At 60.3% G+C, this 24184-nt stretch carries 20 protein-coding genes; 11 read left to right on the forward strand and 9 right to left on the reverse strand.

The genetic code is table 11. The features are described from left to right. Positions 1–23: 23 nt before the first annotated feature. Entirely contained in the window at positions 24–1367 is a 1344-nt protein-coding gene (locus VY732_RS18180) for a dicarboxylate/amino acid:cation symporter (protein ID WP_331691393.1), read from the reverse strand. Positions 1368–1456: 89 nt separating this feature from the next. Further along, on the reverse strand, positions 1457–2512 hold the full coding sequence (locus VY732_RS18185) for a tartrate dehydrogenase (protein WP_331691394.1): 1056 nt from the start codon (positions 2510–2512) through the stop codon (positions 1457–1459). 137 nt (positions 2513–2649) lie between these two features. Here VY732_RS18185 and VY732_RS18190 point away from each other — a divergent pair, with 137 nt between their 5' ends. After that, positions 2650–3564, forward strand: coding sequence for a LysR family transcriptional regulator (locus tag VY732_RS18190; protein ID WP_077573430.1), 915 nt, complete (start codon positions 2650–2652; stop codon positions 3562–3564). Here VY732_RS18190 and VY732_RS18195 read toward each other — a convergent pair. Continuing rightward, a complete protein-coding gene (locus tag VY732_RS18195; protein WP_331691395.1) occupies positions 3561–4505 on the reverse strand; it encodes an aldo/keto reductase in 945 nt (314 codons plus the stop codon). The two genes, VY732_RS18190 and VY732_RS18195, sit on opposite strands and share 4 nt — an antisense overlap. 111 nt (positions 4506–4616) lie before the next feature. On the opposite strand from VY732_RS18195, the gene VY732_RS18200 reads away from it, so the two are divergent. Further along, positions 4617–5387, forward strand: a complete 771-nt coding sequence (locus VY732_RS18200; protein ID WP_331691396.1) for an alpha/beta hydrolase — start codon at positions 4617–4619, stop codon at positions 5385–5387. A 275-nt stretch (positions 5388–5662) separates the two neighbouring features. Continuing rightward, positions 5663–6529 (forward strand): CAP domain-containing protein, encoded by an 867-nt coding sequence (locus tag VY732_RS18205; protein ID WP_331691397.1) that lies wholly within the window; start codon positions 5663–5665, stop codon positions 6527–6529. Here the strand turns inward: VY732_RS18205 and VY732_RS18210 are convergent. The 3 genes from VY732_RS18210 to VY732_RS18220 form a co-directional block, all read right to left on the reverse strand. Then, entirely contained in the window at positions 6499–7440 is a 942-nt protein-coding gene (locus tag VY732_RS18210; protein WP_331691398.1) for a DHH family phosphoesterase, read from the reverse strand. The two genes, VY732_RS18205 and VY732_RS18210, sit on opposite strands and share 31 nt — an antisense overlap. 127 nt (positions 7441–7567) lie before the next feature. Continuing rightward, positions 7568–8851 carry a Zn-dependent hydrolase gene (locus tag VY732_RS18215; RefSeq protein WP_331691399.1) on the reverse strand — a complete coding sequence of 428 codons (1284 nt, stop codon included), beginning with the start codon at positions 8849–8851 and terminating at the stop codon, positions 7568–7570. Positions 8852–8985: 134 nt separating this feature from the next. Then, positions 8986–10470, reverse strand: a complete 1485-nt coding sequence (locus VY732_RS18220; RefSeq protein ID WP_331691400.1) for an NCS1 family nucleobase:cation symporter-1 — start codon at positions 10468–10470, stop codon at positions 8986–8988. A 625-nt stretch (positions 10471–11095) separates the two neighbouring features. On the opposite strand from VY732_RS18220, the gene hydA reads away from it, so the two are divergent. The 3 genes from hydA to preA all read left to right on the forward strand — a co-directional run bounded on the left by hydA (position 11096) and on the right by preA (position 15336). Beyond that, a complete protein-coding gene (hydA, locus tag VY732_RS18225; RefSeq protein ID WP_123594268.1) occupies positions 11096–12535 on the forward strand; it encodes a dihydropyrimidinase in 1440 nt (479 codons plus the stop codon). A gap of 158 nt (positions 12536–12693) precedes the next feature. Then, positions 12694–14061, forward strand: a complete 1368-nt coding sequence (locus VY732_RS18230; protein WP_331691401.1) for an NAD(P)-dependent oxidoreductase — start codon at positions 12694–12696, stop codon at positions 14059–14061. Then, on the forward strand, positions 14062–15336 hold the full coding sequence (preA, locus tag VY732_RS18235; protein ID WP_331691402.1) for an NAD-dependent dihydropyrimidine dehydrogenase subunit PreA: 1275 nt from the start codon (positions 14062–14064) through the stop codon (positions 15334–15336). It begins immediately after the preceding gene. A gap of 284 nt (positions 15337–15620) precedes the next feature. Here preA and VY732_RS18240 read toward each other — a convergent pair whose 3' ends face one another. Then, the gene (locus tag VY732_RS18240) at positions 15621–16241 is read right to left on the reverse strand and encodes a TetR/AcrR family transcriptional regulator (protein WP_007919317.1); all 621 of its coding nucleotides are present in this window, start codon (positions 16239–16241) and stop codon (positions 15621–15623) included. 139 nt (positions 16242–16380) lie between these two features. On the opposite strand from VY732_RS18240, the gene copC reads away from it, so the two are divergent. Next, on the forward strand, positions 16381–16743 hold the full coding sequence (copC, locus tag VY732_RS18245; RefSeq protein ID WP_331691403.1) for a copper homeostasis periplasmic binding protein CopC: 363 nt from the start codon (positions 16381–16383) through the stop codon (positions 16741–16743). 3 nt (positions 16744–16746) lie between these two features. Next, positions 16747–17604 carry a copper homeostasis membrane protein CopD gene (copD, locus tag VY732_RS18250; RefSeq protein ID WP_331691404.1) on the forward strand — a complete coding sequence of 286 codons (858 nt, stop codon included), beginning with the start codon at positions 16747–16749 and terminating at the stop codon, positions 17602–17604. 124 nt (positions 17605–17728) lie between these two features. Here the strand turns inward: copD and VY732_RS18255 are convergent, their stop codons facing one another. Both VY732_RS18255 and VY732_RS18260 read right to left on the reverse strand, forming a co-directional pair. Next, complete coding sequence (locus VY732_RS18255) at positions 17729–18871, reverse strand: HlyD family secretion protein (protein WP_212621617.1); 1143 nt, start codon at positions 18869–18871, stop codon at positions 17729–17731. After that, a complete protein-coding gene (locus tag VY732_RS18260; protein WP_331691405.1) occupies positions 18868–20523 on the reverse strand; it encodes an MFS transporter in 1656 nt (551 codons plus the stop codon). The genes VY732_RS18255 and VY732_RS18260 overlap by 4 nt, the downstream gene beginning before the upstream one ends. A gap of 309 nt (positions 20524–20832) precedes the next feature. On the opposite strand from VY732_RS18260, the gene VY732_RS18265 reads away from it, so the two are divergent. From VY732_RS18265 to VY732_RS18275, 3 genes are all read left to right on the forward strand, one after another. Then, the gene (locus tag VY732_RS18265) at positions 20833–22128 is read left to right on the forward strand and encodes an OprD family porin (RefSeq protein ID WP_331691406.1); all 1296 of its coding nucleotides are present in this window, start codon (positions 20833–20835) and stop codon (positions 22126–22128) included. 278 nt (positions 22129–22406) lie between these two features. Next, positions 22407–23231: an NAD-dependent epimerase/dehydratase family protein gene (locus VY732_RS18270; protein WP_331691407.1), complete on the forward strand. Its 825-nt coding sequence runs from the start codon at positions 22407–22409 to the stop codon at positions 23229–23231. Positions 23232–23261: 30 nt separating this feature from the next. Beyond that, a complete protein-coding gene (locus tag VY732_RS18275; RefSeq protein WP_212621614.1) occupies positions 23262–24155 on the forward strand; it encodes an SMP-30/gluconolactonase/LRE family protein in 894 nt (297 codons plus the stop codon). Positions 24156–24184: the final 29 nt, after the last annotated feature.

Genomic DNA, 24184 nt, shown 5'->3' on the forward strand with positions numbered 1-24184 from the left:
TTTGCTCCCACAGGAGATCAGCGTCAGTTCTGGACGGCGCGCTTGAGGCTCGGGACCAGCGGTGCGGTGTGACTGGTGGGTTTTTCAGACTGCGAGACGTGCACGTCAGGCTCTTGCACTTCGCCATTCAACGCCTTGTGCATCTTCTCGGTATCCAGCGCGCCCACCCACTTGGCGATGGCCATGGTGCCGACGCCGTTGCCGATAGTGTTGGTGATCGCCCGCGCCTCTGACATGAATCGGTCAACACCCAACAACAGCACCATGCCCGCCACCGGAATCGTGCCGAGCGAGGCCAGCGTCGCCGCAAGAATGATGAACCCGGAACCGGTCACCCCCGCCGACCCCTTGGAGGTGAACATCAGCACCGCCAACACGATCAGTTGATCGGCCAAGGTCAACGGCGTGTTGGTGGCCTGGGCAATAAAGATCGCGGCGATGGTGTAGTAGATCGCCTGGCCATCCGGGTTGAAGGTCAAGCCCGACGGAATGATCATCCCGGCCACCGGCTTCGAGACGCCGGCCTTTTCCATCTTCGAGATCATTTGCGGCAGTACCGACTCGGATGAGCTGGTGCCGAGCACGGTGAACAACTCTTCCTTGATGAACTTGAGGAACTTCCACAGGCTGAAACCGCTGTAACGGCAGATCGGCCCAAGCACGAAGACCACGAACACCGCGCAGGTCAGATAGACGCAAGCCATCAGTTTGCCGAGCGAGAACAGCGAGCCGAAACCGTACTTGCCAATGGTGAATGCAATGGCACCAAAGGCACCGATGGGCGCCAGACGCATAACCATGTTGACGATGCGAAACATGCCTTGCATCAAGCTCTCCAGCGTATCGACGAACACTTTGCCACGCGGTCCGACATGTGCCAGCGCAATACCCAGCAGGATCGAGAACAGCAGGATTTGCAGGACGTTGCCCTTGGCGAATGCATCGACAATCGTGTCGGGAATGATGCCCATCACAAAATCCATGAACGAGGCATGTTTGGCCGCCGTGGTGTACGTCGCCAGGCTGCTGGTATCGAGGCTGGCAACATCGACGTTCATCCCGGAACCGGGCTTGAACACGTCCACCACGATCAGACCGATCACCAGGGCCAGGGTCGAGACCACTTCGAAGTAGATCAAGGCGCGAAACCCGACGCGGCCCAGCTCCTTCATGTTTTCCATGCGCGCAATGCCGGTAACCACCGTCAGGAAAATCACCGGTGCCAGTAGCATTTTGATCAGTTTGATAAAGGCATCGCCCAAGGGTTTGAGCGCGGTGCCGGTCTCGGGCACCAGCACGCCGATAAGTGCGCCGAGGATCACGGCGACGAGGACTTGCACGTACAGCTTGCCGAATATTCTTTTCATGACAGGGCCCTGATTTTTTATTGTTGTCAGGAAGAGCCAAGGGGCCGCAGAACCCCTTGGCGTTGTGCCGCAGCTTGAATCGGGATGAATCAGCGATTGATCAGCGCAATCACCGCGTCGGTGACTTGCCGCGTGGTGGCCGTGCCGCCCAGATCGGGCGTGTGCAGGCCGCTTTCGGTGACCGCTTCGATGGCCGACATCAATTGCTTGGCAGCGGCTTTTTCGCCGAGGTGCTCAAGCATCATTGCGGCGGTCCAGAAGGTCGCAATCGGGTTGGCTACGCCTTTGCCAGTGATGTCGAAGGCCGAACCGTGGATCGGTTCGAACATCGATGGAAAGTTGCGCGACGGGTTGAGGTTGGCGGTCGGCGCAATGCCGAGGCTGCCCGACAGCGCGGCGGCCAGGTCGGAAAGGATGTCCGCGTGCAGGTTGGTCGCGACGATCACGTCCAGCGTCGAAGGTTTGAGCACCATGCGCGTGGTCACCGCGTCGACCAATTCCTTGTCGACTTTGACGTCGGGGAAGTCCTTGGCGACTTCGTAGAAAATCTCGTCCCACAGCACCATGCCGTGGCGCTGGGCGTTGGACTTGGTGACCATGGTCAGGTGTTTGCGCGGACGGCTTTGCGCCAACTGGAAGGCGAAGCGATGGATGCGCTCGACGCCAGCGCGGGTGAACACCGAGACCTCGGTGGCGACCTCTTCCGGCAGGCCTCGATGCACGCGGCCACCGTTGCCCGAATATTCGCCTTCGGAGTTTTCCCGCACCACCACCCAGTCGATCTGCTCGCCGTTGTGCAACGGACTTTTCACCCCCGGCAACACCCGCGCCGGACGCACATTGGCGTACTGGTCGAAACCTTGGCAGATCGGCAAACGCAGGCCCCACAGGGAAATGTGATCCGGCACGTTGAGCGCACCGACCGCGCCGAAGAAGATCGCGTCAAAGGTCTTCAATTCTTCAAGACCTCCTTCAGGAATGTAGTGACCGTTTTTCAGGTAGTTGTCTGAGTTCCAGTCAAAGTGTTTGAACTTCAGTTCAAAGCCGGATCTCTTCGACAGGGCCTGCAGTACTTCGACGCCAGCGGCGATGACTTCCACGCCAATACCGTCGCCGGGTACCGCTGCAATGTTGTATGCGCTCATGGTCCACTCCACTCTTTTTCACGTTTTTGTTTTGCCTGCCGCACAAGGCTGTCCGGCGGGGTGTGATCGGAGTATATGTAGTGACCTGAAAGCTGTGAGTTACCGTAAATCACTACATCCATAACTTTGAGTTACGAATGAGCCAGACCCTCGATTTGTCGTTTTTCCACTTGCTGGCCAATAAAGGCAGCCTCGCCGCCACCGCCCGCGAACTGGGCGTGACGCCGCCGGCGGTGAGCAAACGCCTGACAGCACTGGAGGCGCGGCTGGGCGTGCGTCTGGTCAATCGCACCACGCGCTCGATGAGTCTGACTGCCGAGGGCGAGTTGTACTTCTCCCACGCGGCGCGAATCCTCACGCAGATCGATGAGGTCGAACAATTGATCGGCGCCAGCCGTGCAACGCCCAAGGGACTGATTCGGGTCAATGCATCATTGGGCTTTGGTCGGCGCTACATCGGCCCGGCACTGGCGGCGTTCTTTGCGCAATACCCGGAGGTGGAAATCCAGCTGGAAATCAGCGACCACCCACTGGATCTGGCCACCCACGGTTTTGATCTGGGCATCCGTTTCGGCACCCTGCCCGACGCGGCTTTTCATGCGCGCAAGATCGCCTCAAACCGTCGCTTGCTCTGCGCCTCGCCGCTGTACCTGGAAAAGCACGGCACGCCGCAAAAACTCGCAGATCTGCAGCAGCACAACTGCATCTTCCTGCGCCAGAACGAAACGCCTTACGGGGTGTGGAGTTTCACTAACGGCGGGCGCACGCAGAACGTGAAGGTGCGCGGGGCGCTGGGCTGCAACGACGGCGAGGTGGCGTTGAACTGGGCACTGGAGGGATTTGGCATTCTGTTACGCGCCGAGTGGGACATCGCCCGTTATGTGCGCAGCGGCCGCTTGCGTCTGGTGCTGGAAGATCAAACGCCGACCCGCGCCGACGTCTACGCGGTCTACCCGCAGCAATTACACCTGTCCGCACGGGTGCGCAGCCTGATCGACTTTCTGGTCGAGCGCTTCAAGCACATCGACAATCTGGATATTCCCGGCGACTAGCCCAGCAGCGCAATCAACTGATGCCGCTGCGCATCGGTGAGCATCGGCCCGAACCCGGCCTTGGCGTTGTCGGCCATGTAACGCGGATTGCCCGTGCCGGGTATCACGCACGTCACCGCCGAATGCGACAGCAGAAACTTCAATGCCAGTTGCGGCCAACTGTTGACCTGTACATCCGACACCCAGCCAGGCAGCGGCTTACCCTTTAGCCGGGCGAACAAATCGCCGCCGCCGAATGGCCGATTACAGATCACCGCCACCCCGCGTTCTCGGCACAACGGCAGGATGCGTTTCTCCACCCCTCGATCATCAAGGGCGTAATTGATTTGCAGAAAATCCACTGGCTCGGCCTTCAGCACCGCTTCGACTTCTTCATAGGCCGAGGGCGTGTAATGGGTGATGCCGATGTAACGGATGCGTCCCTGAGCTTTCCATTCACGCAAGATCGGCAGATGGGTTTGCCAATCGAGCAGGTTGTGGATCTGCATCAGGTCGATGCGTTCGGTGCGTAGCAGGCTGAACGATTGCTCCATCTGCGCGATGCCCTCCTCGCGCCCGCGCGTCCACACTTTGGTCGCCAAAAACGCCGGCGAACGCGGTTCGTGGATCGACAGCAGTTCACCGGCAGTCTGTTCGGCGCGGCCGTACATCGGTGAACTGTCGATCAGCGTACCGCCCTTGGTGAACAGCTCATCGAGCACTGCCGGTAGTTGCCGATAGGCCGGATCACCGGGGGCGACATCGAAACCGCGATAGGTGCCCAAGCCCACGATGGGTAGCAATTCGGAGCTGGACGGGATGGCGCGGGTCTGCATGGTGTGGCCTCCGGTTGTCGCGGGCGTCGTCGCGGTGGCCAACGCCCGATCAAAGGTGAAGACCGCCGAAACCCCGGCAGCCAGCGTGAGCAATCGGCGACGGGAGTAACCCTCAGTGTGGCTCATGCTGGTTCCCCTGCTGCGTGGATCTGTTGCCGGTTATGTGCATGAGCGGCCGATTGCAGGGCTGGACTACACTGCGACAGCGATCCTTCACACACCGTTAAAAGTAGCCGAATGTCCCGAACCCTGATGTCACTCGTCGCATTGATCGTTGCCGTGTACCTGGTGCTGTGCGCGGCGCTGTTCTTTTTTCAGCGCTCGCTGATCTATTTTCCGCAGCCCAATGCCGTCACCAGCGCCGATTCACAATTGACCCTGTCGATGCCGGATGCGCAGGTTTCAGTGATCACCCGCGAGCGGGTCGGGCCGCGGGCGCTGATCTATTTCGGTGGCAATGCCGAGGACGTGTCGCACAATCTGCCGGAGTTTGCCGAGGCGTTTCCTGAATACGCGGTGTATCTGCTCAACTATCGCGGCTTCGGTAGCAGTGGCGGCTCAGCGTCCGAGGCGGCGATTGCCGAGGATGCCTTGGCGCTGTTCGATCAGGTCTATGCCAGTCATCCGCAGGTTTCGCTAATTGGCCGCAGCTTGGGATCGGGCGTCGCCGTGCGTCTGGCCAGTCAGCGACCGGTGCAAAATCTGATTCTGGTGACGCCCTACAACAGCCTCGAAGAAATTGCGGCGCGGCAGTATCCGTGGGTGCCAGTGAAATGGTTGCTCAAAGATCGCTTTGAATCCGGCAAATACGCCGCGCATATCCGCGTGCCGACGTTGCTGCTGGCGGCCAGTGACGATGAGGTGATCCCGCGCGCCAGCACGCAGCGTTTGCTGGAGAACTTCCCGCAAGGCGTGGCGGTGCTCCGGGTGGTGCCGGATTCGGGACATAACTCGATCTCGGACCGTAAGCAGTATTTGCAGTGGATGAAGGATGCGTTGAATCGGTGATAGTGGTCTGCCTGTGTCTTTTGTATTGTTTTCAGTGACGCCATCGCGAGCAGGCTCACTCCTACAGGGGAACGCATTCCAAATGCAGGAGTGAGCCTGCTCGCGATAGCGTCATACAGCGCAACATAGCACTCTGCTTGATCACGCTCTTCGTCACGCCGCGAAAATACCCCTCCCCACCCCTTGAACCAAGTCGAAAAAGCCCAGTCCTACTCGCGCCGCTTTCTGCGGTTCACTCAACTTTTGCGCTGTCCCCCTTCAGAGCTGCCCGTCTCATGCGCCACGCCGTTCGCTCGTCTCGCTTGGTTTCGCTGTGCCTGCTGATCCTTTCGCCGCTGTTCGCTGCAACCGCCCGTGCCGGTGCGGAGCGGCAACTGGTGGCCGCCATCAACGACTATCGTGCCCATCCGCAACGTTGCGATCGACGCCCGGCGCAACGGCTGGCACCGTTGGCGCTGAAGTCGAACCTGGCCTTGCCGATCGGTTATCGCTACGCCGGCGGCATGCGTGAAGCGTTGAAGTCGTCCGGTTATTCCGCCGTGGCGGTGCGCAGTATTCGCGTGATTGGTGCCGCGGACGCCGAAGAGGCTTTCGACCTGCTGCAAGACGAGCACTGCGCCGCGCTGCTGGACGCGAGCTACGCCGACATCGGTGTCAGTCGTTCGCGCAATGAGTGGCAAGTGGTGTTGGCGCAACCGGTGCTCGACAGCCGCGTTGGCGATAACCGCAGCGTCGGCAAAGCCTTGCTCGCCGAGGTTAACGCTGCACGTGCCCGGCCTCGGATGTGTGGACGCCAGCGCTTCGCCGCCGCCCGGCCATTGAGCTGGAACGCCGCGCTGGGCGCTGCCGCACAGGGGCACAGCAAAGCCATGGCTTACGGCAACTACTTCGCCCACCGCGATCCGGACGGCGACATGCCCGCCGATCGCGCCCGTGCGGCCGGCTATCGCGGTCGGCAAATCGGTGAAAACATCGCCGCCGGACAGAGCTCACCGGGCAAGGCCATGGCCGGCTGGCTGGCCAGTCCTGGACATTGCGCCAACCTGATGAACCCGATGTTTACCCAGGTCGGCGCCGGGTTTGCCAGTGAGGCGCGCAGTGATGAAGGGGTTTACTGGACGATGCTGTTTGGCGCGCAGTGACTGGCAGCGTCCAGCCCCAATTTCAACAGTTCCTTGCGCAGCATTGACGGCGACCGCACGGCCAATCCGGCCTGCCAGTCGAGTGGCAACAAGCGATTGAGCTTTTGCTGGCTGACCTCGGCTGGCGCCAGAAAGCAGCTTTTGCGGTCGCGGATACTGATCACATTCAGCAGCCAGTCATCGCCCTGCTCCGCCATCCAGCCATTGATCATCGGCTGGTGTTTTTGCAGCAAGGCGTCGGCATCCCACACCGTCATTTGTGCGAAGAAGCCTGGCAGGTTGCTTTCGGGCTTCATCCGTTTCGAGTCGGCTGCCAATGCAGCGGCAAGGTTCGACTCGATGCTGGCCTGGCATTCGAGAAAATACTGCCGGGGCCAGTCTGTCGGCAGGTTTGCCCGTGAAGCGAGGTCGGCGTAAGCCTCGATGTCCGCTGGCGTGGTCATCTGCCCGGTGAAATTCAGCGTGTTGTCGAGAATCGCGGTGGCCAGCAAAGCGGCACTTTGCACGCTGATCTGCGGCAGCACACCGGCCGTCTGCCAGCGCTGAAAAACCTGAGTCGCTGCGGCGCCGATCGGGCGGATATCGGCAGCAGATCCAAGCTTCTGCTGCCAATAGTTTTCGTAGCCGGGATGATGGTCGATGACCTCCACTACCCGTTCGAGCACCACCATCGGGTCGAAATGCTGATAGTCGGAGACATCGACCAAGACGAACTCATCGTCCGATGTCGGCTGGTAGTCGTGAAAAGTCGCGGCCCAGCCGAGCACGCTTGGCGAAACGCTGGCGTTGGCTGTCGCGCTACTGACGGCGCGGGCGGGAATGCCTTGCAGGTTGAGCAATTCTGCGTAGGCGATGCAGCAGGCGTAGGCGTCGATGTCCAGATAGGACGCGCCGGAGGTGATGATTTTCATGGGCCGGCAAATTCGCACATTTTCATGACGTTGTGGTGACAGCGAAAAGATCGCAGCCTCCGGCAGCTCCTACACAGGACTTTTGGTTTCCCTGTAGGAGTTGCCGAAGGCTGCGATCTTTTGATCTTCAAGCCGCGCGCTGCCCTCCCGCGACCATCGCCGAAGCCGCCAGCATCGCCCGCAGCAACACCGCACACCCGGCCGCCAGATCGTCCGGCGCGGCGTTCTCGATTTCGTTGTGGCTGATGCCGCCTTCGCACGGCACGAAGATCATCCCGGCCGGGCCGAGTTCGGCGAGGAAAATCGCGTCATGGCCGGCGCCGCTGACGATGTCCATATTCGACAAGCCAAGCCCTTTCGCCGCGCCGCGCACCGCTTCCACACAGCCTTTTTCGAAGTACAGCGGCGGGAAGTCCGCCGTCGGGGTCAGTTCGTAAGTCAGACCGTGTTCTTCACAAGTGGCTTCGATGACTTGCTTCACCTCGGCAATCATCGAGTCCAGACGCGCCGGTTCCAGATGACGGAAGTCGAGGGTCATGCGCACTTCGCCGGGGATGACGTTGCGCGAGCCGGGATAGGCTTGCAGGCAACCGACCGTGCCGCAGGCATGGGGTTGATGGCCGAGGGCGGCGCGGTTGACCGCACCGACGATCACCGAGGCGCCGACCAGTGCATCTTTGCGCAGGTGCATCGGTGTCGGGCCGGCATGCGCTTCGACGCCGCGCAGCTTGAGGTCAAACCACTTCTGTCCCAGCGCGCCGAGCACCACACCGATGGTTTTCTGTTCGTCTTCAAGGATCGGGCCTTGTTCGATGTGCGCTTCGAAATAGGCGCCGACCTTGTGTCCGCTGACCTTGCGCGGACCCGCGTAGCCGATAGCGTTCAGCGCTTCGCCAACGGTGACGCCATCGGCATCGACTTTGGCGAGGGTTTCTTCGAGGGTGAATTTCTCCGCGAACACGCCGGAACCCATCATGCACGGAGCGAATCGCGAGCCTTCTTCGTTGGTCCAGACCACCACTTCCAGCGGTGCTTCGGTTTCCACTTTGAGGTCGTTGAGGGTGCGCAGGACTTCGACGCCGGCAAGCACGCCGAAGCAGCCGTCGAACTTGCCGCCGGTGGGTTGGGTGTCGATGTGGCTGCCGGTCATCACCGGTGGCAGGTTCGGATTGCGCCCGGGGCGACGAGCGAAGATGTTGCCGACGGCATCGACCGTGACGCTGCATCCGGCGTCTTTGCACCATTGCACGAAGAGGTCGCGGGCCTGGCGGTCGAGATCGGTGAGGGCCAGGCGACAGACCCCGCCCTTGACCGTCGCGCCGAGTTTGGCCAGTTCCATGAGCGACGTCCACAGGCGATCGCGGTTGATGTGCTGATGGCTCGATTGCAGAACGTCTACGGCTGCGTTCATGGGGATCTCCTCAGGCTGCTTTTCTTATGGATATTTCTCTGGTGTCTGGTAGATCGCCTTCGCGAGCAGGCTCGCTCCCACAGGGGAACGCATTCCAAATGTGGGAGCGAGCCTGCTCGCGAAAGGGCCATCCGCTACACCGCCGACTTCACGACCGAAGGCTGCGCGCGCATCACGCACAACCCGTAATAAATAATCCCGCCCAGCGCCGAGCCGGTGAACCAGCCATAGCTGTAGAACCAGCTGAACGCATCGCTGCCGAGCGACAGCAAGGTCAGCACCACCGGCACCCCGAACGCGAGAAACCCGGCCCGGTTCCACGCCGGATAGACGTCGTCGCGGTACAGCCCGGCGAGGTCCAGTTGCTGTTTCTTGATCAGGAAATAGTCCACCACCATGATCCCGGCGATCGGTCCGAGCAGGCTGGAATAACCCAGTAGCCAGTTGGAATAGACACTTTCCAGACTGACCTCGGAAACGATCCAGCCGAGTTTTTTCAGCAGTTCATGCCCCATCAGCAACAGCCCGACCAACCCGGTCAGCAACACCGCTTTGGTGCGGTTGATCACCTTCGGCGCGATGTTCTGAAAGTCGTTGGTCGGCGAGACAATGTTGGCGGCGGTGTTGGTCGAAAGCGTGGCGATGATGATCAGTGCCATCGCCACCGCGACCCACACCGGACTTTGAATGTGACCAATCAGCGTGACCGGATCAGAGACTGTCACACCGACCAGTTTCACCGAGGCGGCGGTCATCACCACACCCAGCGCGGCGAACAGGAACATGGTCAGCGGCAGGCCGATGATCTGCCCGAGAATCTGATCTTTCTGGCTCTTGGCGTAACGGCTGAAGTCAGGAATGTTCAGCGATAACGTTGCCCAGAAGCCGACCATCGCCGTCAACCCGGCGGCGAAGTAACCGTACACGCTCGCGCCTTCCGGACGTTTGGCCGGGATCGCCATCAGTTCGCTCATCGACACATTGGGCATCGCCCACACCAGCAGACCGATGCCGACCGCCACCAGCAGCGGCGCCGACAACGTTTCCAGCCACTTGATCGACTCGGCACCGCGAATCACCACCCACAGGTTCAGCGCCCAGAACACCATGAAACCGATCACCTCGCCCGTGCCACCGAGGGATTTCCAGCCGTCGAACACCGAGCCGAGAAACAGGTGAATCGCCAGCCCGCCAAACATCGTCTGAATGCCGAACCAGCCACACGCCACCAGTGCGCGAATCAGGCACGGCACGTTGGAGCCGAGAATGCCGAACGACGAGCGCAGCAACACCGGAAACGGGATGCCGTACTTGGTGCCGGGGAAAGCGTTAAGCGTCAGCGGAATCAGCACGATGATGTTGGCGAACAGAATCGCCAGCAGCGCTTCGCCAACGCTCAAACCGAAGTACGCCGTGAGCACGCCACCGAGGGTATAAGTCGGCACACAGATCGACATGCCGACCCACAGCGCGGTGATGTGCCATTTGTTCCAGGTTCGTTCGCGCACCTTGGTCGGCGCCATATCGTGGTTGTAACGGGGACTGTCGAGGACGTCGCTGCCGGCTTCGAGCTCGAACAAGCCGTCGCGCTCGGTCACTTGCGATCTGATCTGTTGCATGGCCGCTCCACTGTTCTTCTGATTATTTTTTTGCTCATCAGGCGGCTTGCACACGCAGGTGCAGCCGGACGATGGCCGGAGGAACTGACAACTTTCATGCACCGGCCATGGTGTCAGCGGCGGCATCAATAAACGTGCCGGGTGCCCCGCTTGCGCATCGGGCCGAGGGTTAAACGCTTTGCAACTTTCTGATATTCATCAGTTTTAATTATTCACCGGATGAGTTCGCGGAAACTTGTCTGGGTGCTCAGGCTAAACACTTGGCAATTTGTCCGAACAGACAGGACTCAATCTGGTGCACTGCATTTATTTTCATCGTGAGCGAGCAACCGCAGCTCAACTTCAAGCGGCTGATTTCACATAGGAAATCTTGCTCATATTTCCATCCTGTCAAGTGCGTCAAAATGGTGAACAGCCTCACCATTTTGGTGATTTACGATTTTTATCGTTATTTTTCAATCAATTAAAACAGTCATAAGCTTATAAAAAATAATCTTGCTCTATTGCAAATCTGCGACTAGCTTCTATTCCTGACAGCGCTGACAGGAATACACCCTGCAACGCTGTACATCAATAAAACATCTAGAACCGGCACAAGTCGGTCAATGCCTGCGAGGAACTCGGAATGTCTCTGTTGATCCGTGGCGCCACCGTTGTTACCCATGATGAAAGTTATCGCGCCGACGTCTATTGCGCCGACGGCGTGATCAAAGCCATTGGTGAAAACCTTGATGTTCCCGCCGGCGCCGAAGTCCTCGACGGCAGCGGCCAATACCTGATGCCCGGCGGCATCGATCCGCACACCCACATGCAACTGCCGTTCATGGGCACCGTGGCCAGTGAGGATTTCTACAGCGGCACGGCGGCCGGTCTGGCCGGCGGCACCACGTCGATCATTGATTTCGTGATTCCCAATCCGCAGCAGTCGCTGATGGAAGCGTTTCATCAGTGGCGCGGCTGGGCGGAAAAATCCGCGTCCGACTATGGCTTCCACGTCGCAATCACCTGGTGGAGCGAGCAGGTGCGTGAGGAAATGGCCGAGCTGGTCAGCCATCACGGCATCAACAGCTTCAAGCATTTCATGGCCTACAAGAACGCGATCATGGCCGCCGACGACACGCTGGTGGCGAGTTTCGAGCGCTGCCTGGAACTCGGTGCGGTGCCGACCGTGCACGCGGAAAACGGTGAGCTGGTTTATCACCTGCAACGCAAATTGATGGCCCAGGGCATCACCGGGCCGGAAGCGCATCCGCTGTCGCGGCCGTCGCAGGTTGAAGGTGAGGCCGCAAGCCGGGCGATTCGCATCGCCGAAACCATTGGCACGCCGTTGTACCTGGTGCACGTTTCGACCAAGGAAGCCCTCGACGAAATCACCTATGCGCGCAGCAAGGGCCAACCGGTGTACGGCGAAGTGCTGGCCGGGCATTTGCTGCTCGACGACAGCGTTTATCAGCACCCGGACTGGCAGACCGCTGCCGGTTATGTGATGAGCCCGCCGTTCCGTCCGCGTGGTCATCAGGAGGCGCTGTGGCACGGGCTGCAAAACGGCAATCTGCACACCACCGCGACTGACCACTGCTGCTTCTGCGCCGAGCAGAAAGCCGCCGGGCGCGACGACTTCAGCAAGATTCCCAACGGCACGGCCGGCATCGAAGATCGAATGGCGGTGTTGTGGGACGAAGGCGTCAACAGTGGTCGTTTGTCGATGCAGGATTTCGTCGCCCTCACCTCCACCAACACCGCAAAGATCTTCAATCTCTATCCGCGCAAAGGCGCGATTCGCGTCGGCGCCGATGCCGATCTGGTGCTGTGGGATCCGCAAGGCACCCGCACCATTTCCGCCAAGACCCACCATCAGCAGGTGGACTTCAACATCTTCGAAGGCAAGACCGTACGCGGCGTGCCGAGCCATACCGTCAGCCAGGGCCGGGTGGTCTGGGCTGATGGTGATTTGCGCGCCGAACGCGGCGCCGGGCGGTATATCGAACGGCCGGCGTATCCGGCGGTGTTTGATTTGCTGAGCAAGCGGGCTGAGCAACATCGCCCGACTGCCGTGAAGCGCTAAAGCGAGGCCTTCGGCCTCATCGCGAGCAGGCTCACTCCTACATTTGGAATGCGTACACCTGTAGGAGTGAGCCTGCTCGCGATGGCGTCAGTTCAAACAACACAAAAACCACTGCCCGATAGAGGCAGAGAACCTCAATAACCGTGAGGCAAAAAACCGTGATCGAGACCCTGAACCATCTCCCCCACCCGCACGAAAGCGCGGCCGCCCTCGCCGGGCATTTCACCGATCTGGCGCCGCCGCTCAATGATCGGCAGGCGCATCTGGAAGCCTCGCGCTGCCTGTATTGCTACGACGCGCCGTGCGTGAACGCGTGCCCGAGCGAGATCGATATCCCCTCGTTCATCCGCAACATCCATCAGGAAAACATCCCCGGCGCTGCGCAGAAAATCCTTTCGGCGAACATCCTCGGCGGCAGTTGCGCGCGGGTCTGTCCAACAGAAATCCTTTGCCAGCAAGCCTGCGTGCGCAACAACGCTCAGGAATGCGCGCCGGTGCTGATCGGCCTGCTGCAACGCTACGCCGTCGACAACGCACACTTCAGCGAACATCCGTTCCAGCGCGCCGCCGCTACCGGCAAAAGGATTGCCGTGGTCGGCGCCGGTCCTGCCGGGTTGTCCTGTGCGCACCGCAGCGCCATGCACGGTCATGACGTGGTGATTTTCGAAGCACGGGAGAAGGCTGGCGGTCTCAACGAATACGGGATCGCCAAGTACAAACTGGTCGACGACTATGCACAGAAGGAACTGGATTTCCTCTTGCAGATCGGCGGCATCGAGATTCGTCATGGGCAAAAACTCGGCGAGAATCTGACGCTGAGCGAACTGCATCAACAGTTCGACGCGGTGTTCCTCGGCCTCGGCCTCAATGCCAGCAAACAGCTCGGCCTGCCCCACGAAGATGCCCCGGGCCTGCTCGCTGCCACCGATTACATTCGCGAACTGCGCCAGGCCGATGACCTCACGCAACTGCCGCTGGCCGAACGCTGCATCGTCCTCGGCGCCGGCAACACCGCGATCGACATGGCCGTGCAAATGGCTCGCCTCGGTGCTCGCGACGTCAATCTGGTGTATCGCCGTGGCGCCGCCGACATGGGCGCCACCGGTCACGAACAAGACATCGCCAAAGCCAATCAGGTGCGCCTGCTGACCTGGGCGCAACCGGAAGAAGTCCTGCTCGACGATCAGGGCCACGTGCGGGGCATGCGTTTCGCCCGCACCGATCTGGTCGACGGTCGCCTGCAAACGACCGGCGAAACCTTCGAACTGGCCGCCGACGCAATCTTCAAAGCCATCGGCCAGGCCTTCGACGGCAGCGCCCTCGCCGACCCGTTGGCCCGTGAACTCAAGCGTCAGGGCGAACGCATTCAGGTCGATGAAAACCTGCGCACCAGCATCCCCGGCGTGTATGCCGGCGGCGACTGCACCAGCCTCGATCAAGACCTCACCGTGCAAGCCGTGCAACATGGCAAACGCGCCGCCGAGGCGATCAATGTTCAACTGATGCTTAACGTGGAGGCTGCGTAAATGGCCGATCTGTCGATTGTCTTCGCTGGCATCAAAGCGCCGAATCCGTTCTGGCTGGCCTCTGCGCCGCCGACTGACAAGGCCTACAACGTCGTCCGCGCCTTTGAAGCAGGCTGGGGTGGCGTGGTCTGGAAAACCCTCGGAGAGGACCCGGCGGCGGTCAACGTGTCGTCGCGTTACTCGGCGCATTACGGCAACAACCGTGAAGTGCTCGGCATCAACAATATCGAGCTGATCACCGACCGCTCGCTGGAGATCAACCTGCGCGAAATCACTCAGGTGAAGAAGGACTGGCCGGATCGCGCCTTGATCGTTTCGCTGATGGTGCCGTGCGTCGAGGAATCGTGGAAACACATCCTGCCGCTGGTGGAAGCCACCGGCGCTGACGGCATCGAACTGAATTTCGGCTGCCCGCACGGCATGCCCGAGCGCGGCATGGGCGCGGCGGTCGGTCAGGTGCCGGAGTACGTCGAGCAGGTCACGCGCTGGTGCAAAACCTATTGCTCGCTGCCGGTGATCGTCAAACTGACGCCGAACATCACCGACATCCGCGTCGCCGCCCGCGCGGCGCATCGCGGCGGTGCCGATGCGGTGTCGCTGATCAATACGATCAACTCGATCACCAGTGTCGATCTGGAACACATGGTCGCTCTGCCCACCGTCGGCAGCAAAAGCACCCATGGCGGTTATTGCGGCTCGGCGGTGAAGCCGATTGCGCTGAACATGGTCGCCGAAATTGCCCGCGATCCAGAGACGCAGGGCCTGCCGATCTGCGGGATTGGCGGCATTGGCAGTTGGCGCGATGCGGCGGAATTCATGGCGCTGGGCAGCGGCGCGGTGCAGGTGTGCACGGCGGCGATGCTGCATGGCTTTCGGATTGTCGAGGAGATGAAGGACGGGCTGTCGCGGTGGATGGACAGTCAGGGTTACGCCAGCATCGCCGAGTTTTCCGGGCGTGCGGTGGGCAATACCACGGACTGGAAGTACCTCGATATCAACTATCAGGTGATCGCCAAGATTGATCAGGACGCGTGCATTGGTTGCGGGCGTTGCCATATTGCTTGTGAGGACACATCACACCAGGCGATTGGCCGTCTGAAGCAGGCGGACGGCACGCATAAATATGAAGTGATTGATGACGAGTGTGTGGGTTGTAACTTGTGCCAGATCACTTGTCCGGTGGCGGATTGCATCGAGATGGTGCCGATGGAGACTGGCAAGCCGTTTCTCGATTGGAATCATGATCCGCGCAATCCGTATCACGTTGCGGTCTAGATTGCCGACTGATCCAACAGCCCCCTCACCCTAACCCTCTCCCAAAGGGAGAGGGGACTGATTGGGGGATGCTGCAAAACTCCGCCGACCTGAAAGCGCTGTTGTGAATCCATAATCGACAAGACTCACAGGCAAGCACTGCCTTGAATCCATAATCAATACATGAACAGGCAAGGACTGCCTTGAATCCATAATCGACTGGATTTTTCAGGTCGATGTAACCCGCAAGACACCTCGGTCGGCCCCCTCTCCCTCCGGGAGAGGGCTGGGGTGAGGGTCTGCTTCTAGGGCTCCAGCCCGATCCCACGCAAGATCACACTCGTCACCGTCTGCACCGCACGCTCAAACTGCATATCCGACAACGGCTGATGTTCATTCAGAATATTCACCTGATGATCAAAGTCAGCATAGTGCTGCGTCGACGCCCAGATCATGTACAGCAAACTCGACGGCTCCACCGGCAGAATCCGCTTGTCCTCGACCCACTGGCGAATCTTCGCTTCCTTCATTTTCGCCCAGTCATACAGGCTGACATCCAGCGCCTCGCCCAACGTCGGCGCGCCGTGGATGATTTCGTTGGCCCAGACTTTCGAACCATACGGACGACTGCGCGAGTGGTTCATCTTGGCGCGGATATAACTGCTCAGCACCACGCGCGGATCGTCGAACATCTCGAAGCACAGCGCGTCCTGTTTCCACACTTCCAGCAGGTCGAACAGCACCGCGCTGTACAGCTCGCTCTTGGTTGAGAAGTAGTAATGCAGATTGGAACGCGGCAGTTGCACTTCAGCCGCGATGTCAGCCATGGCGGTGCCGCCAAAGCCTTTTTCGGCGAAGACTTTTTCCGCCGCGAGGAGAATTTTCTCGACGTTGTTGCGACGAATCTCGATCTTGTGATTGCCCATGAGGGCTCCCTGACAACAGCGTTGCCCAAGACTAGCATCCGCTCTGGTCCGCGGGCGACCGCTGCAAACAAAACTTCGTACTGGGGCGAGCGGATGGCTAAACTGACGGTTCTTTGATCCTGCCTCAGAGGTATTCGCGATGCTGTTCAAGAACGTCCTGACCACCACTGCCCTGCTCGCTTCGCTGTTCGCCGCATCTTCCGTATTCGCCCACGCGCACCTGAAAAGCCAGACCCCAGCCGCCGACAGCACCGTCGCCGCACCGGCCGATTTGCGCCTGACCTTTTCCGAAGGCGTCGAGGCCAGTTTCACCAAAGTCACCGTGACCAAGGATGGCGCACCGGTCGTCGTCAAAGCGCTGACCACTGAAAACGACAAGAAAACCCTGATCGTCACCCCCGCAGCTCCATTGAGCGCCGGCGAGTACAAAGTCGAATGGCACGCGGTGTCGGTCGACACACACAAAAGCGAAGGTGCCTACCAGTTCAAGATTGGCCAGTAACTCATGAGTGAAGCGCTGGTGCTGTGCCGCTTTATGCATTTCATCGTGGTGTTGATGCTGTTCGGGGCCTGGCTGTTCAGGCCGTTGCTGCTCAAGGATGAAGCGCCGCAAGTGGATCGGCACCTGGCGCGACTGACGCGTTGGCTGGCTGCTGTGGCACTGGTCAGCGGGATTGTCTGGGCACTTTTGATTACTGCGAACATGGCCGGCTCGGCTACGGCGGCGTTTGATCCGGACACGGTTGCGCTGGTGCTGGGCCATACGTTTTTTGGTCAGGTGTGGCGCTGGCATCTGCTGATCAATGCCGTGCTGCTGGCGTTGCTGTTCACACCTTGGCGTTCAAGCATGCCGTTGCGACTGGGCTTGAGCGCGTTGCTGCTGGCGACTCTGGCACCGGTCGGGCATGGTGCGATGCTCGACGGGCTGAGTGGGCAATTGCTGATTCTCAACCAGATCGTGCATCTGACCTGCGTGGCGGCGTGGCTGGGCGGGTTGTGGTTGCTGGTGATGATTTTGCGTCAGCCGACGGAGCCGATGCGTAAAGTTTTGCGGCGCTTCAGCGGGATTGGTTATGCGCTGGTCGCCGGGCTGCTGATCACCGGTTTGATCAATGTGCGCGTGCTGACCGGCCAGTGGTGGCCGACGCCGTTGTTCAGTGGATTTGCGTTGATTCTGTTGATCAAGGCGCTGATCGTGCTGGGGATGCTTGGGCTGGCGCTGTTCAACCGCTTGCGGGTTGAGGATTGCGAACAGCGGATGGGCGCGCTCAGGCGCAGTGTGATGCTGGAGTGGTTGCTCGGCATCGGCGCGGTGGCGGCCGTCTCCCTGCTCGGCACCCTGCCGCCGATGATCACTGCCTAAAGATCATGGAGATCCAATGTAGGAGTGAGCCTGCTCGCGATAGCGGTGCGTCAGTCAAAATATCCTTAACTGACACACCGCTATCGCGAGCAGGCTCACTCCTACAATTGGATCTGTGTGTGGATCAGTGGGGTTGGGTGTCGCCGGCGGCGGTGTCGATGCTGACGACTACCGACATCCCCGGCCGCAACCGTTCCTCTTCCTGCTGATCCGCATCAATGGTGATTCGCACCGGCACCCGCTGAGCAATTTTCACAAAGTTGCCGGTCGCGTTATCCGCCTGCAACAGGGCAAATTCAGACCCCGTCCCCGGCGAAATATGCTGCACATGCCCGGTGAATTTGCGGTGGTTCAGCGCATCGACGGTGAAGCGCACCGGCTGCCCGACGCGGACGTTGTCCATCTGGGTTTCCTTCATGTTGGCGATTACCCATTTCTGGTTCGGCACCAACGCCATCAACTGCGCCCCGGAATTGACGTAGGCACCGAGGCGCACGCCGATCTGCCCGAGCTGACCGTCACGCGGGGCAACGATGCGCGTATTCGACAGATCGATTCGCGCCAGTTGCACCGCTGCTTCGGCGCTGGCCACTGCGGCTTCCAGCGAGCCGCGATTGACGATCACCGTTTGCAGATCCTGACGGGCGATTTCCAGATTGGCCTTGGCCTGCGCCACCCCCGCAACACTTTGCGCATTCGCCGCCAGTGCTACATCCATCTCACGCTTGGACACCGAACCATCGCGCACCAATTCCTGATTACGGCGCAGATCCGCCTCGCTCTTGCGCAACTGCGCTTCGCTGTCGGCCTGCACGGCCTGACGCAATTTGATCGTCGCCTCGGCGCTGTTGCGTTGCTGCACCACATTGGCCAATGCGGCTTTCTGCACCGCCAGTTGTGCCAGTGACTGATCGAGGCGTTGCTGATAGATGCGGTCGTCGAGGCGCACGAGCAAATCACCGGCCTTCACGTACTGGAAATCCTGCACCGGCACTTCATAGACATAGCCGGCAAGCTGCGGGCCGATGATCGTCACCTGGCCACGAATCAGGGCGTTTTCGGTGGTTTCGACCGCACTGCTGAACGGTGGCAATTGCCAGGCATAGAGCACGATCAACACACCGACGATGGCAATCGCCGCGAAGCCCATTGAAGAGATGATCCGCACCCGCAGCGAACGTGGCGCGGTGTTCGGCGATGACGGCGGCGCCTCACCCTCGGGCGTGGCAGCGATGGCATTGGTGGTTGTGGTGGTCGGTTCGGTCATGAATTAGAGGCACCGCTAGGAGGTACGGAAGGCGCTGGGGCGACGGCTTTGGTGGTGCTCATCAGCCACAGTGCACGAATGGACAGCCAGATCATGGTCAGCACCGCAATCACGGCGATCAGCATGAACACATCGTTGTAGGCCAGCACGTTGGCCTCACGGGTCGCGGCGTTGGCCAGACTGCGAATCCCCGCAAGGTTGCGCAGACTCGGGTCGGCCAACAGCGAGCCGTACGCCGAGCCCCCGCTCTGTACGCGCGCGGCCACCAAAGGGTCAGACAGCGTCAGGTGCTCAACGATTTGACTGGAGTGAAATTTTTCCCGGACGATCTGGAAAGTGCCCAGAAGTGCCGCACCGAGCAGGCCGCCGAGGTTGTTGCAGATCCCGAACAGCACGGAAAAGCTCACCAGATTGCGCGGATTGGTCAACACGTTACGGGTGCCGAAGACCATGGTCGGGCCAAGGAAAAACGTGCTGCCGAACGCCAGCAAAAACTGACTGAAATAGAGGTTTTCCGGACGGGTCAGGTTGTTGGAAAAGCTGTCCATCACCGACCCGGTGGCCATCAGACCCAGCGAGATAATCAACGGCATCAGCAGGTGCTTGGGGTCGATCGTCAGTGCGCTGGTCACCAAACCCGCGACGCTGCCGATCAGCATCACCACGTACAGGCTGTGCAACTGCTCATAGCCCATGTTCAGGTTCTGCATGAAACCGACCGCACCGGTGGACTGCTCCGAGGTGACCATGCGGATCAGGGTCACCGCCAGCGCCAGGCGGATCATCGTCCCGCTGCCCAGCCAGCGGGTCATCAGCAGCGGGTTACTGCGGTTATGTTCGATGGCCAGGCCGGCGATGATCAAGGCGATCGAAGCAGCCAACGCATAGCCGATCCAGTCGGCCTCCAGCCACCAATCGATCCGCCCCAGCGACAACACCGCACACAGCAACGCCACACCAGTGGCGAGAATGGCAAAGGTGAGGAAGTCGAGTTTTTCGAAGGTTTTGAAGCGATCGCCGGGCGGTAACTTGAGCAGCAACACGCAGCCGAGCGACAGCAACGCCATGCCCAATTCGAACAGGTACAAGCCGCGCCATTCGGCGATCTGCAGCAAATCTTCGGAAAATAATCGCGCCAATGGCAGCGCCAGTTGTGAAGTACCGAGGCCGAGAACCAGCGCCTTCAGCCGCCACTTCGCCGGGAACGCCTGAACCATGTAATACAGGCCCAGCGAACTCAGCGCCGCGCCGACCATACCGTGGGCCGCGCGCACCGCCACCGCCGAATTCAGATCGTTGACGAACAGATGGCCGAAGGTCACCAGCGCGTACAGCACCAGAAACACCTCGGTGAATGCACGCAAACCGAACTGCTGGCGAAACTTCACCAGCAGCAGGTTCATCGACACGTTGGTCATCACGTACGCCGCCGGCAGCCAGGCCATTTCCGCCGTGGTCGCGCCGAGTGCGCCTTGCAGGTAAGGCAGGTTGGCCACCACCAGCGAGTTGCCCAAGCCACCGGTCACCGCCACCAGCACGCCGACCAGCGCATAGGCCAGGCGCTTGGGGTTGGAGTGCAACGGCGTCGAGGGGGAACCGGGCAGACTGGGCTTTTCGTGGGGCTGCCAGTTGCGCGGGGCGTATTGATCCATGGAAAAGCCTTGTGCAGAAGGTGGGTGAAGTTTGCCGCAAATTCACCTGCAACACACATCCCATGGACAACACAGATCCCTTGTAGGAGTGAGCCTGCTCGCGATCGCGTTGTATCAATGATGGAAATGTCGACTGATACACCGCTATCGCGAGCAGGCTCACTCCTACAAGGCTTCTGGGTGATGGCAGGAAGTCATCGCACAACTTGCTGTTGACATTCCCGGGAAACCTAGGAAATATCCGCACCCATGTTGTACGACGACGTATAACAAATAATAAAAACAACAAACGAAACAGGGAGCGTCACAGTGAGCACACTCGTCTGCAATTCCGTCCGCACTTCCCGTCTTTCCGTCACCCGCCCGCGTACCGCTTTAAGTCTGATCGGCTGCAGCAGCCTCGCCCTCGCCTTGCCGATGAGCGCCGAAGCCGAAGGTTTTCTCGACGACAGCAAAGCCACGCTGAACCTGCGTAACGCCTACTTCAACCGCAACTTCGTCAACCCGGCCAACCCGCAGGGCAAGGCTGAGGAGTGGACGCAGAACTTCATCCTTGATGCCAAATCCGGCTTCACTCAGGGCACCGTCGGTTTCGGCCTTGATCTGCTGGGGATGTATTCGCAAAAACTCGATGGCGGCAAAGGCACCGGCGGCACACAACTGTTGCCGATCCACGATGACGGGCGCCCGGCCGACAACTTCGGTCGCCTCGGTGTGGCGCTGAAGGCCAAGGTCTCGAAGACCGAATTGAAAGTCGGCGAATGGATGCCGGTGCTGCCGATCCTGCGTTCCGACGATGGCCGCTCGCTGCCGCAGACCTTTCGTGGCGGCCAGATCACCTCTACCGAGATCAATGGCCTGAGCGTCTACGGCGGCCAGTTCCGTGGCAACAGCCCGCGTAACGACGCAAGCATGGAAGACATGTCGATGAACGGCCGTGGCGCGTTCACTTCCGACCGCTTCAACTTCGGCGGCGGCGAATACACTTTCAACGACAAACGCACGCTGGTCGGCGTGTGGTACGCCGAACTCAGCGACATCTACCAGCAGCAGTATTTCAACCTCAGCCACAGCCAGCCGCTGGGCGACTGGACGCTCGGCGCCAACCTCGGCTTTTTCACCGGCAAGGAAGACGGCAGCGCCCAGGCCGGCGACCTCGACAACAAGACTGCGTTCGCCCTGCTTTCGGCCAAATACGGTGGCAACACCTTCTATGTCGGCCTGCAAAAACTCAGCGGCGACGACGCCTGGATGCGGGTCAACGGCACCAGCGGCGGCACCCTCGCCAACGACAGTTACAACGCCAGTTATGACAACGCCAAGGAACGCTCCTGGCAGTTGCGCCACGACTACAACTTCGTCGCCCTCGGTGTTCCGGGCCTGACCCTGATGAACCGCTACATCAGCGGCGACAACGTGCACACCGCCACCACCAATGACGGCAAGGAATGGGGCCGCGAGTCGGAGCTGGCCTACACCGTGCAGAGCGGGCCGCTGAAGAACCTCAACGTGAAATGGCGCAACGCGACGATACGCCGGGACTTCAGCACCAACGAATTTGACGAGAACCGGATTTTTATCAGTTATCCGATTTCGTTGTTGTAACCATCAGGCGCCGCCCCCCCCTGTAGGAGTGAGCCTGCTCGCGATAGCGGTCCGTCAACCGCCATTGTGCTGACTGATACACCGCTATCGCGAGCAGGCTCACTCCTACAGGGGACTGCATTGCAAGGCAGCCATTGGGGGGAATCGAAATGCCCTTTAAGCCTTCCGTCATCTACACCAAAAGTCGCGTTGACAAGTTCCGGAAACCCTACCGATACTTCAGCGCAGTCATACGACAACCTACAACAAACCTAATAACAATCGTGTAAGGGATTGCCATGACATCTACCTCCACTCCCCGCGCCCCGTTCAACCGTCTACTGCTGACCGGCGCCGCCGGTGGCCTGGGCAAAGTCCTGCGCGAACGGATGCGCCCTTATGCCAATGTCCTGCGTCTGTCGGACATCGCTGCCCTCGCCCCGGCCGTCGATGATCATGAAGAAATCGTGGTCTGCGACCTCGCCGACAAACACGCCGTGCATCAACTGGTCGAAGGCGTCGATGCGATCCTGCATTTCGGCGGCGTCTCCGTCGAGCGACCGTTCGAAGAAATCCTTGGCGCCAACATCAGCGGCGTGTTTCACATCTACGAAGCCGCGCGCCGCCATGGAGTCAAGCGAGTGATCTTCGCCAGTTCCAACCACGTCATCGGCTTCTACAAACAGGACGAGCCGCTCGACGCCAGCTCCGCGCGCCGCCCCGATGGCTATTACGGATTGTCGAAGTCCTACGGCGAAGACATGGCCAGTTTCTACTTCGATCGCTACGGCATCGAGACCGTGAGCATCCGCATCGGCTCCTCGTTCCCCGAGCCGCAAAACCGCCGAATGATGCACACCTGGCTGAGCTTCGACGACCTCACACAATTGCTCGAACGCGCGCTGTACACGCCGAACGTCGGCCACACCGTGGTCTACGGCATGTCCGCCAACAAGGACGTCTGGTGGGACAACAAATTCGCCAGCCACCTCGGCTTCGAGGCGAAGGACAGCTCCGAAGTGTTCCGCGAAAAAGTCGAGGCGCAGCCAATGCCGGCGGCCGACGACCCGGCGCGGATCTATCAGGGCGGCGCATTCGTCGCGGCCGGACCGTTCGGCGACTGATCACTCTGACAACGACACAAAGGATTGAGTATGCAAGCCGAATTGATCGTTGATGCCCGCAACGCCGTGGGCGAAAGCCCGGTCTGGGTGGCAGAGGAAAACGCGCTGTACTGGGTCGATATTCCCAACGGCGGCCTGCAACGTTGGAGCGCCGAGACCGGCCATGTGCACGCCTGGAAAACCCCGGAGATGCTCGCCTGCATCGCCCGCCACAGCCGTGGCGGTTGGGTCGCAGGGATGGAAAGCGGCTTCTTTCATCTGCACCCGCACAGCGACGGCAGCCTCGACAGCGAGCGACTTGCCAGCGTCGAGCACGGCCGCAGAGACATGCGTCTCAACGATGGCCGCTGCGACCGTCAGGGCCGCTTCTGGGCCGGCAGCATGGTGTTGAACATGGGCCTGAATGCGCCCGAAGGCCGGCTCTACCGCTACGGCACCCGGCAGTCTGGCGTGATCGAAGCGCAGCTCGACGGTTTCATCGTGCCCAACGGCCTCGGTTTCAGCCCCGACGGCAAGACGATGTATCTGTCCGATTCGCACCCCGACGTGCAACTGATCTGGGCGTTCGATTACGACACCGATACTGGCACACCATCGAACCGCCGCGTCTTCGTCGACATGAACCACTTCCCCGGCCGCCCCGATGGCGCCGCCGTGGATGCCGAAGGTTTCTACTGGATCTGCGCCAACGACGCCGGCCTGATTCACCGCTTTGCGCCGGACGGCCGACTCGACTTCTCACTGGCCGTGCCGGTGAAAAAACCGACAATGTGCGCCTTCGGCGGCAGCCGGATGGACACCTTGTTCGTCACCTCGATTCGTCCCGGCGACGACCACGATCCGCAATCCCTGGCCGGCGGCGTGTTCGCCCTGAATCCCAACGTCAAAGGCCTGCCGGAACCGCTGTTCGACGATTTGCTGTAACACCCGCCTCTGCTGCACCGCTGCGCCTT

Origin of the sequence: Pseudomonas sp. ZY71, from assembly GCF_036542145.1 — a bacterium.
GTDB lineage: Bacteria > Pseudomonadota > Gammaproteobacteria > Pseudomonadales > Pseudomonadaceae > Aquipseudomonas > Aquipseudomonas koreensis_A.

Coding starts and splice junctions, on each gene's coding strand:
- VY732_RS18180 (WP_331691393.1), bottom strand. CDS start 1,367: ATGAAAAGAATATTCGGCAAGCTGTACGTGCAAGTCCTCGTCGCCGTG.
- VY732_RS18185 (WP_331691394.1), bottom strand. CDS start 2,512: ATGAGCGCATACAACATTGCAGCGGTACCCGGCGACGGTATTGGCGTG.
- VY732_RS18190 (WP_077573430.1), top strand. CDS start 2,650: ATGAGCCAGACCCTCGATTTGTCGTTTTTCCACTTGCTGGCCAATAAA.
- VY732_RS18195 (WP_331691395.1), bottom strand. CDS start 4,505: ATGAGCCACACTGAGGGTTACTCCCGTCGCCGATTGCTCACGCTGGCT.
- VY732_RS18200 (WP_331691396.1), top strand. CDS start 4,617: ATGTCCCGAACCCTGATGTCACTCGTCGCATTGATCGTTGCCGTGTAC.
- VY732_RS18205 (WP_331691397.1), top strand. CDS start 5,663: ATGCGCCACGCCGTTCGCTCGTCTCGCTTGGTTTCGCTGTGCCTGCTG.
- VY732_RS18210 (WP_331691398.1), bottom strand. CDS start 7,440: ATGAAAATCATCACCTCCGGCGCGTCCTATCTGGACATCGACGCCTAC.
- VY732_RS18215 (WP_331691399.1), bottom strand. CDS start 8,851: ATGAACGCAGCCGTAGACGTTCTGCAATCGAGCCATCAGCACATCAAC.
- VY732_RS18220 (WP_331691400.1), bottom strand. CDS start 10,470: ATGCAACAGATCAGATCGCAAGTGACCGAGCGCGACGGCTTGTTCGAG.
- hydA (WP_123594268.1), top strand. CDS start 11,096: ATGTCTCTGTTGATCCGTGGCGCCACCGTTGTTACCCATGATGAAAGT.
- preA (WP_331691402.1), top strand. CDS start 14,062: ATGGCCGATCTGTCGATTGTCTTCGCTGGCATCAAAGCGCCGAATCCG.
- VY732_RS18240 (WP_007919317.1), bottom strand. CDS start 16,241: ATGGGCAATCACAAGATCGAGATTCGTCGCAACAACGTCGAGAAAATT.
- copC (WP_331691403.1), top strand. CDS start 16,381: ATGCTGTTCAAGAACGTCCTGACCACCACTGCCCTGCTCGCTTCGCTG.
- copD (WP_331691404.1), top strand. CDS start 16,747: ATGAGTGAAGCGCTGGTGCTGTGCCGCTTTATGCATTTCATCGTGGTG.
- VY732_RS18255 (WP_212621617.1), bottom strand. CDS start 18,871: ATGACCGAACCGACCACCACAACCACCAATGCCATCGCTGCCACGCCC.
- VY732_RS18260 (WP_331691405.1), bottom strand. CDS start 20,523: ATGGATCAATACGCCCCGCGCAACTGGCAGCCCCACGAAAAGCCCAGT.
- VY732_RS18270 (WP_331691407.1), top strand. CDS start 22,407: ATGACATCTACCTCCACTCCCCGCGCCCCGTTCAACCGTCTACTGCTG.
- VY732_RS18275 (WP_212621614.1), top strand. CDS start 23,262: ATGCAAGCCGAATTGATCGTTGATGCCCGCAACGCCGTGGGCGAAAGC.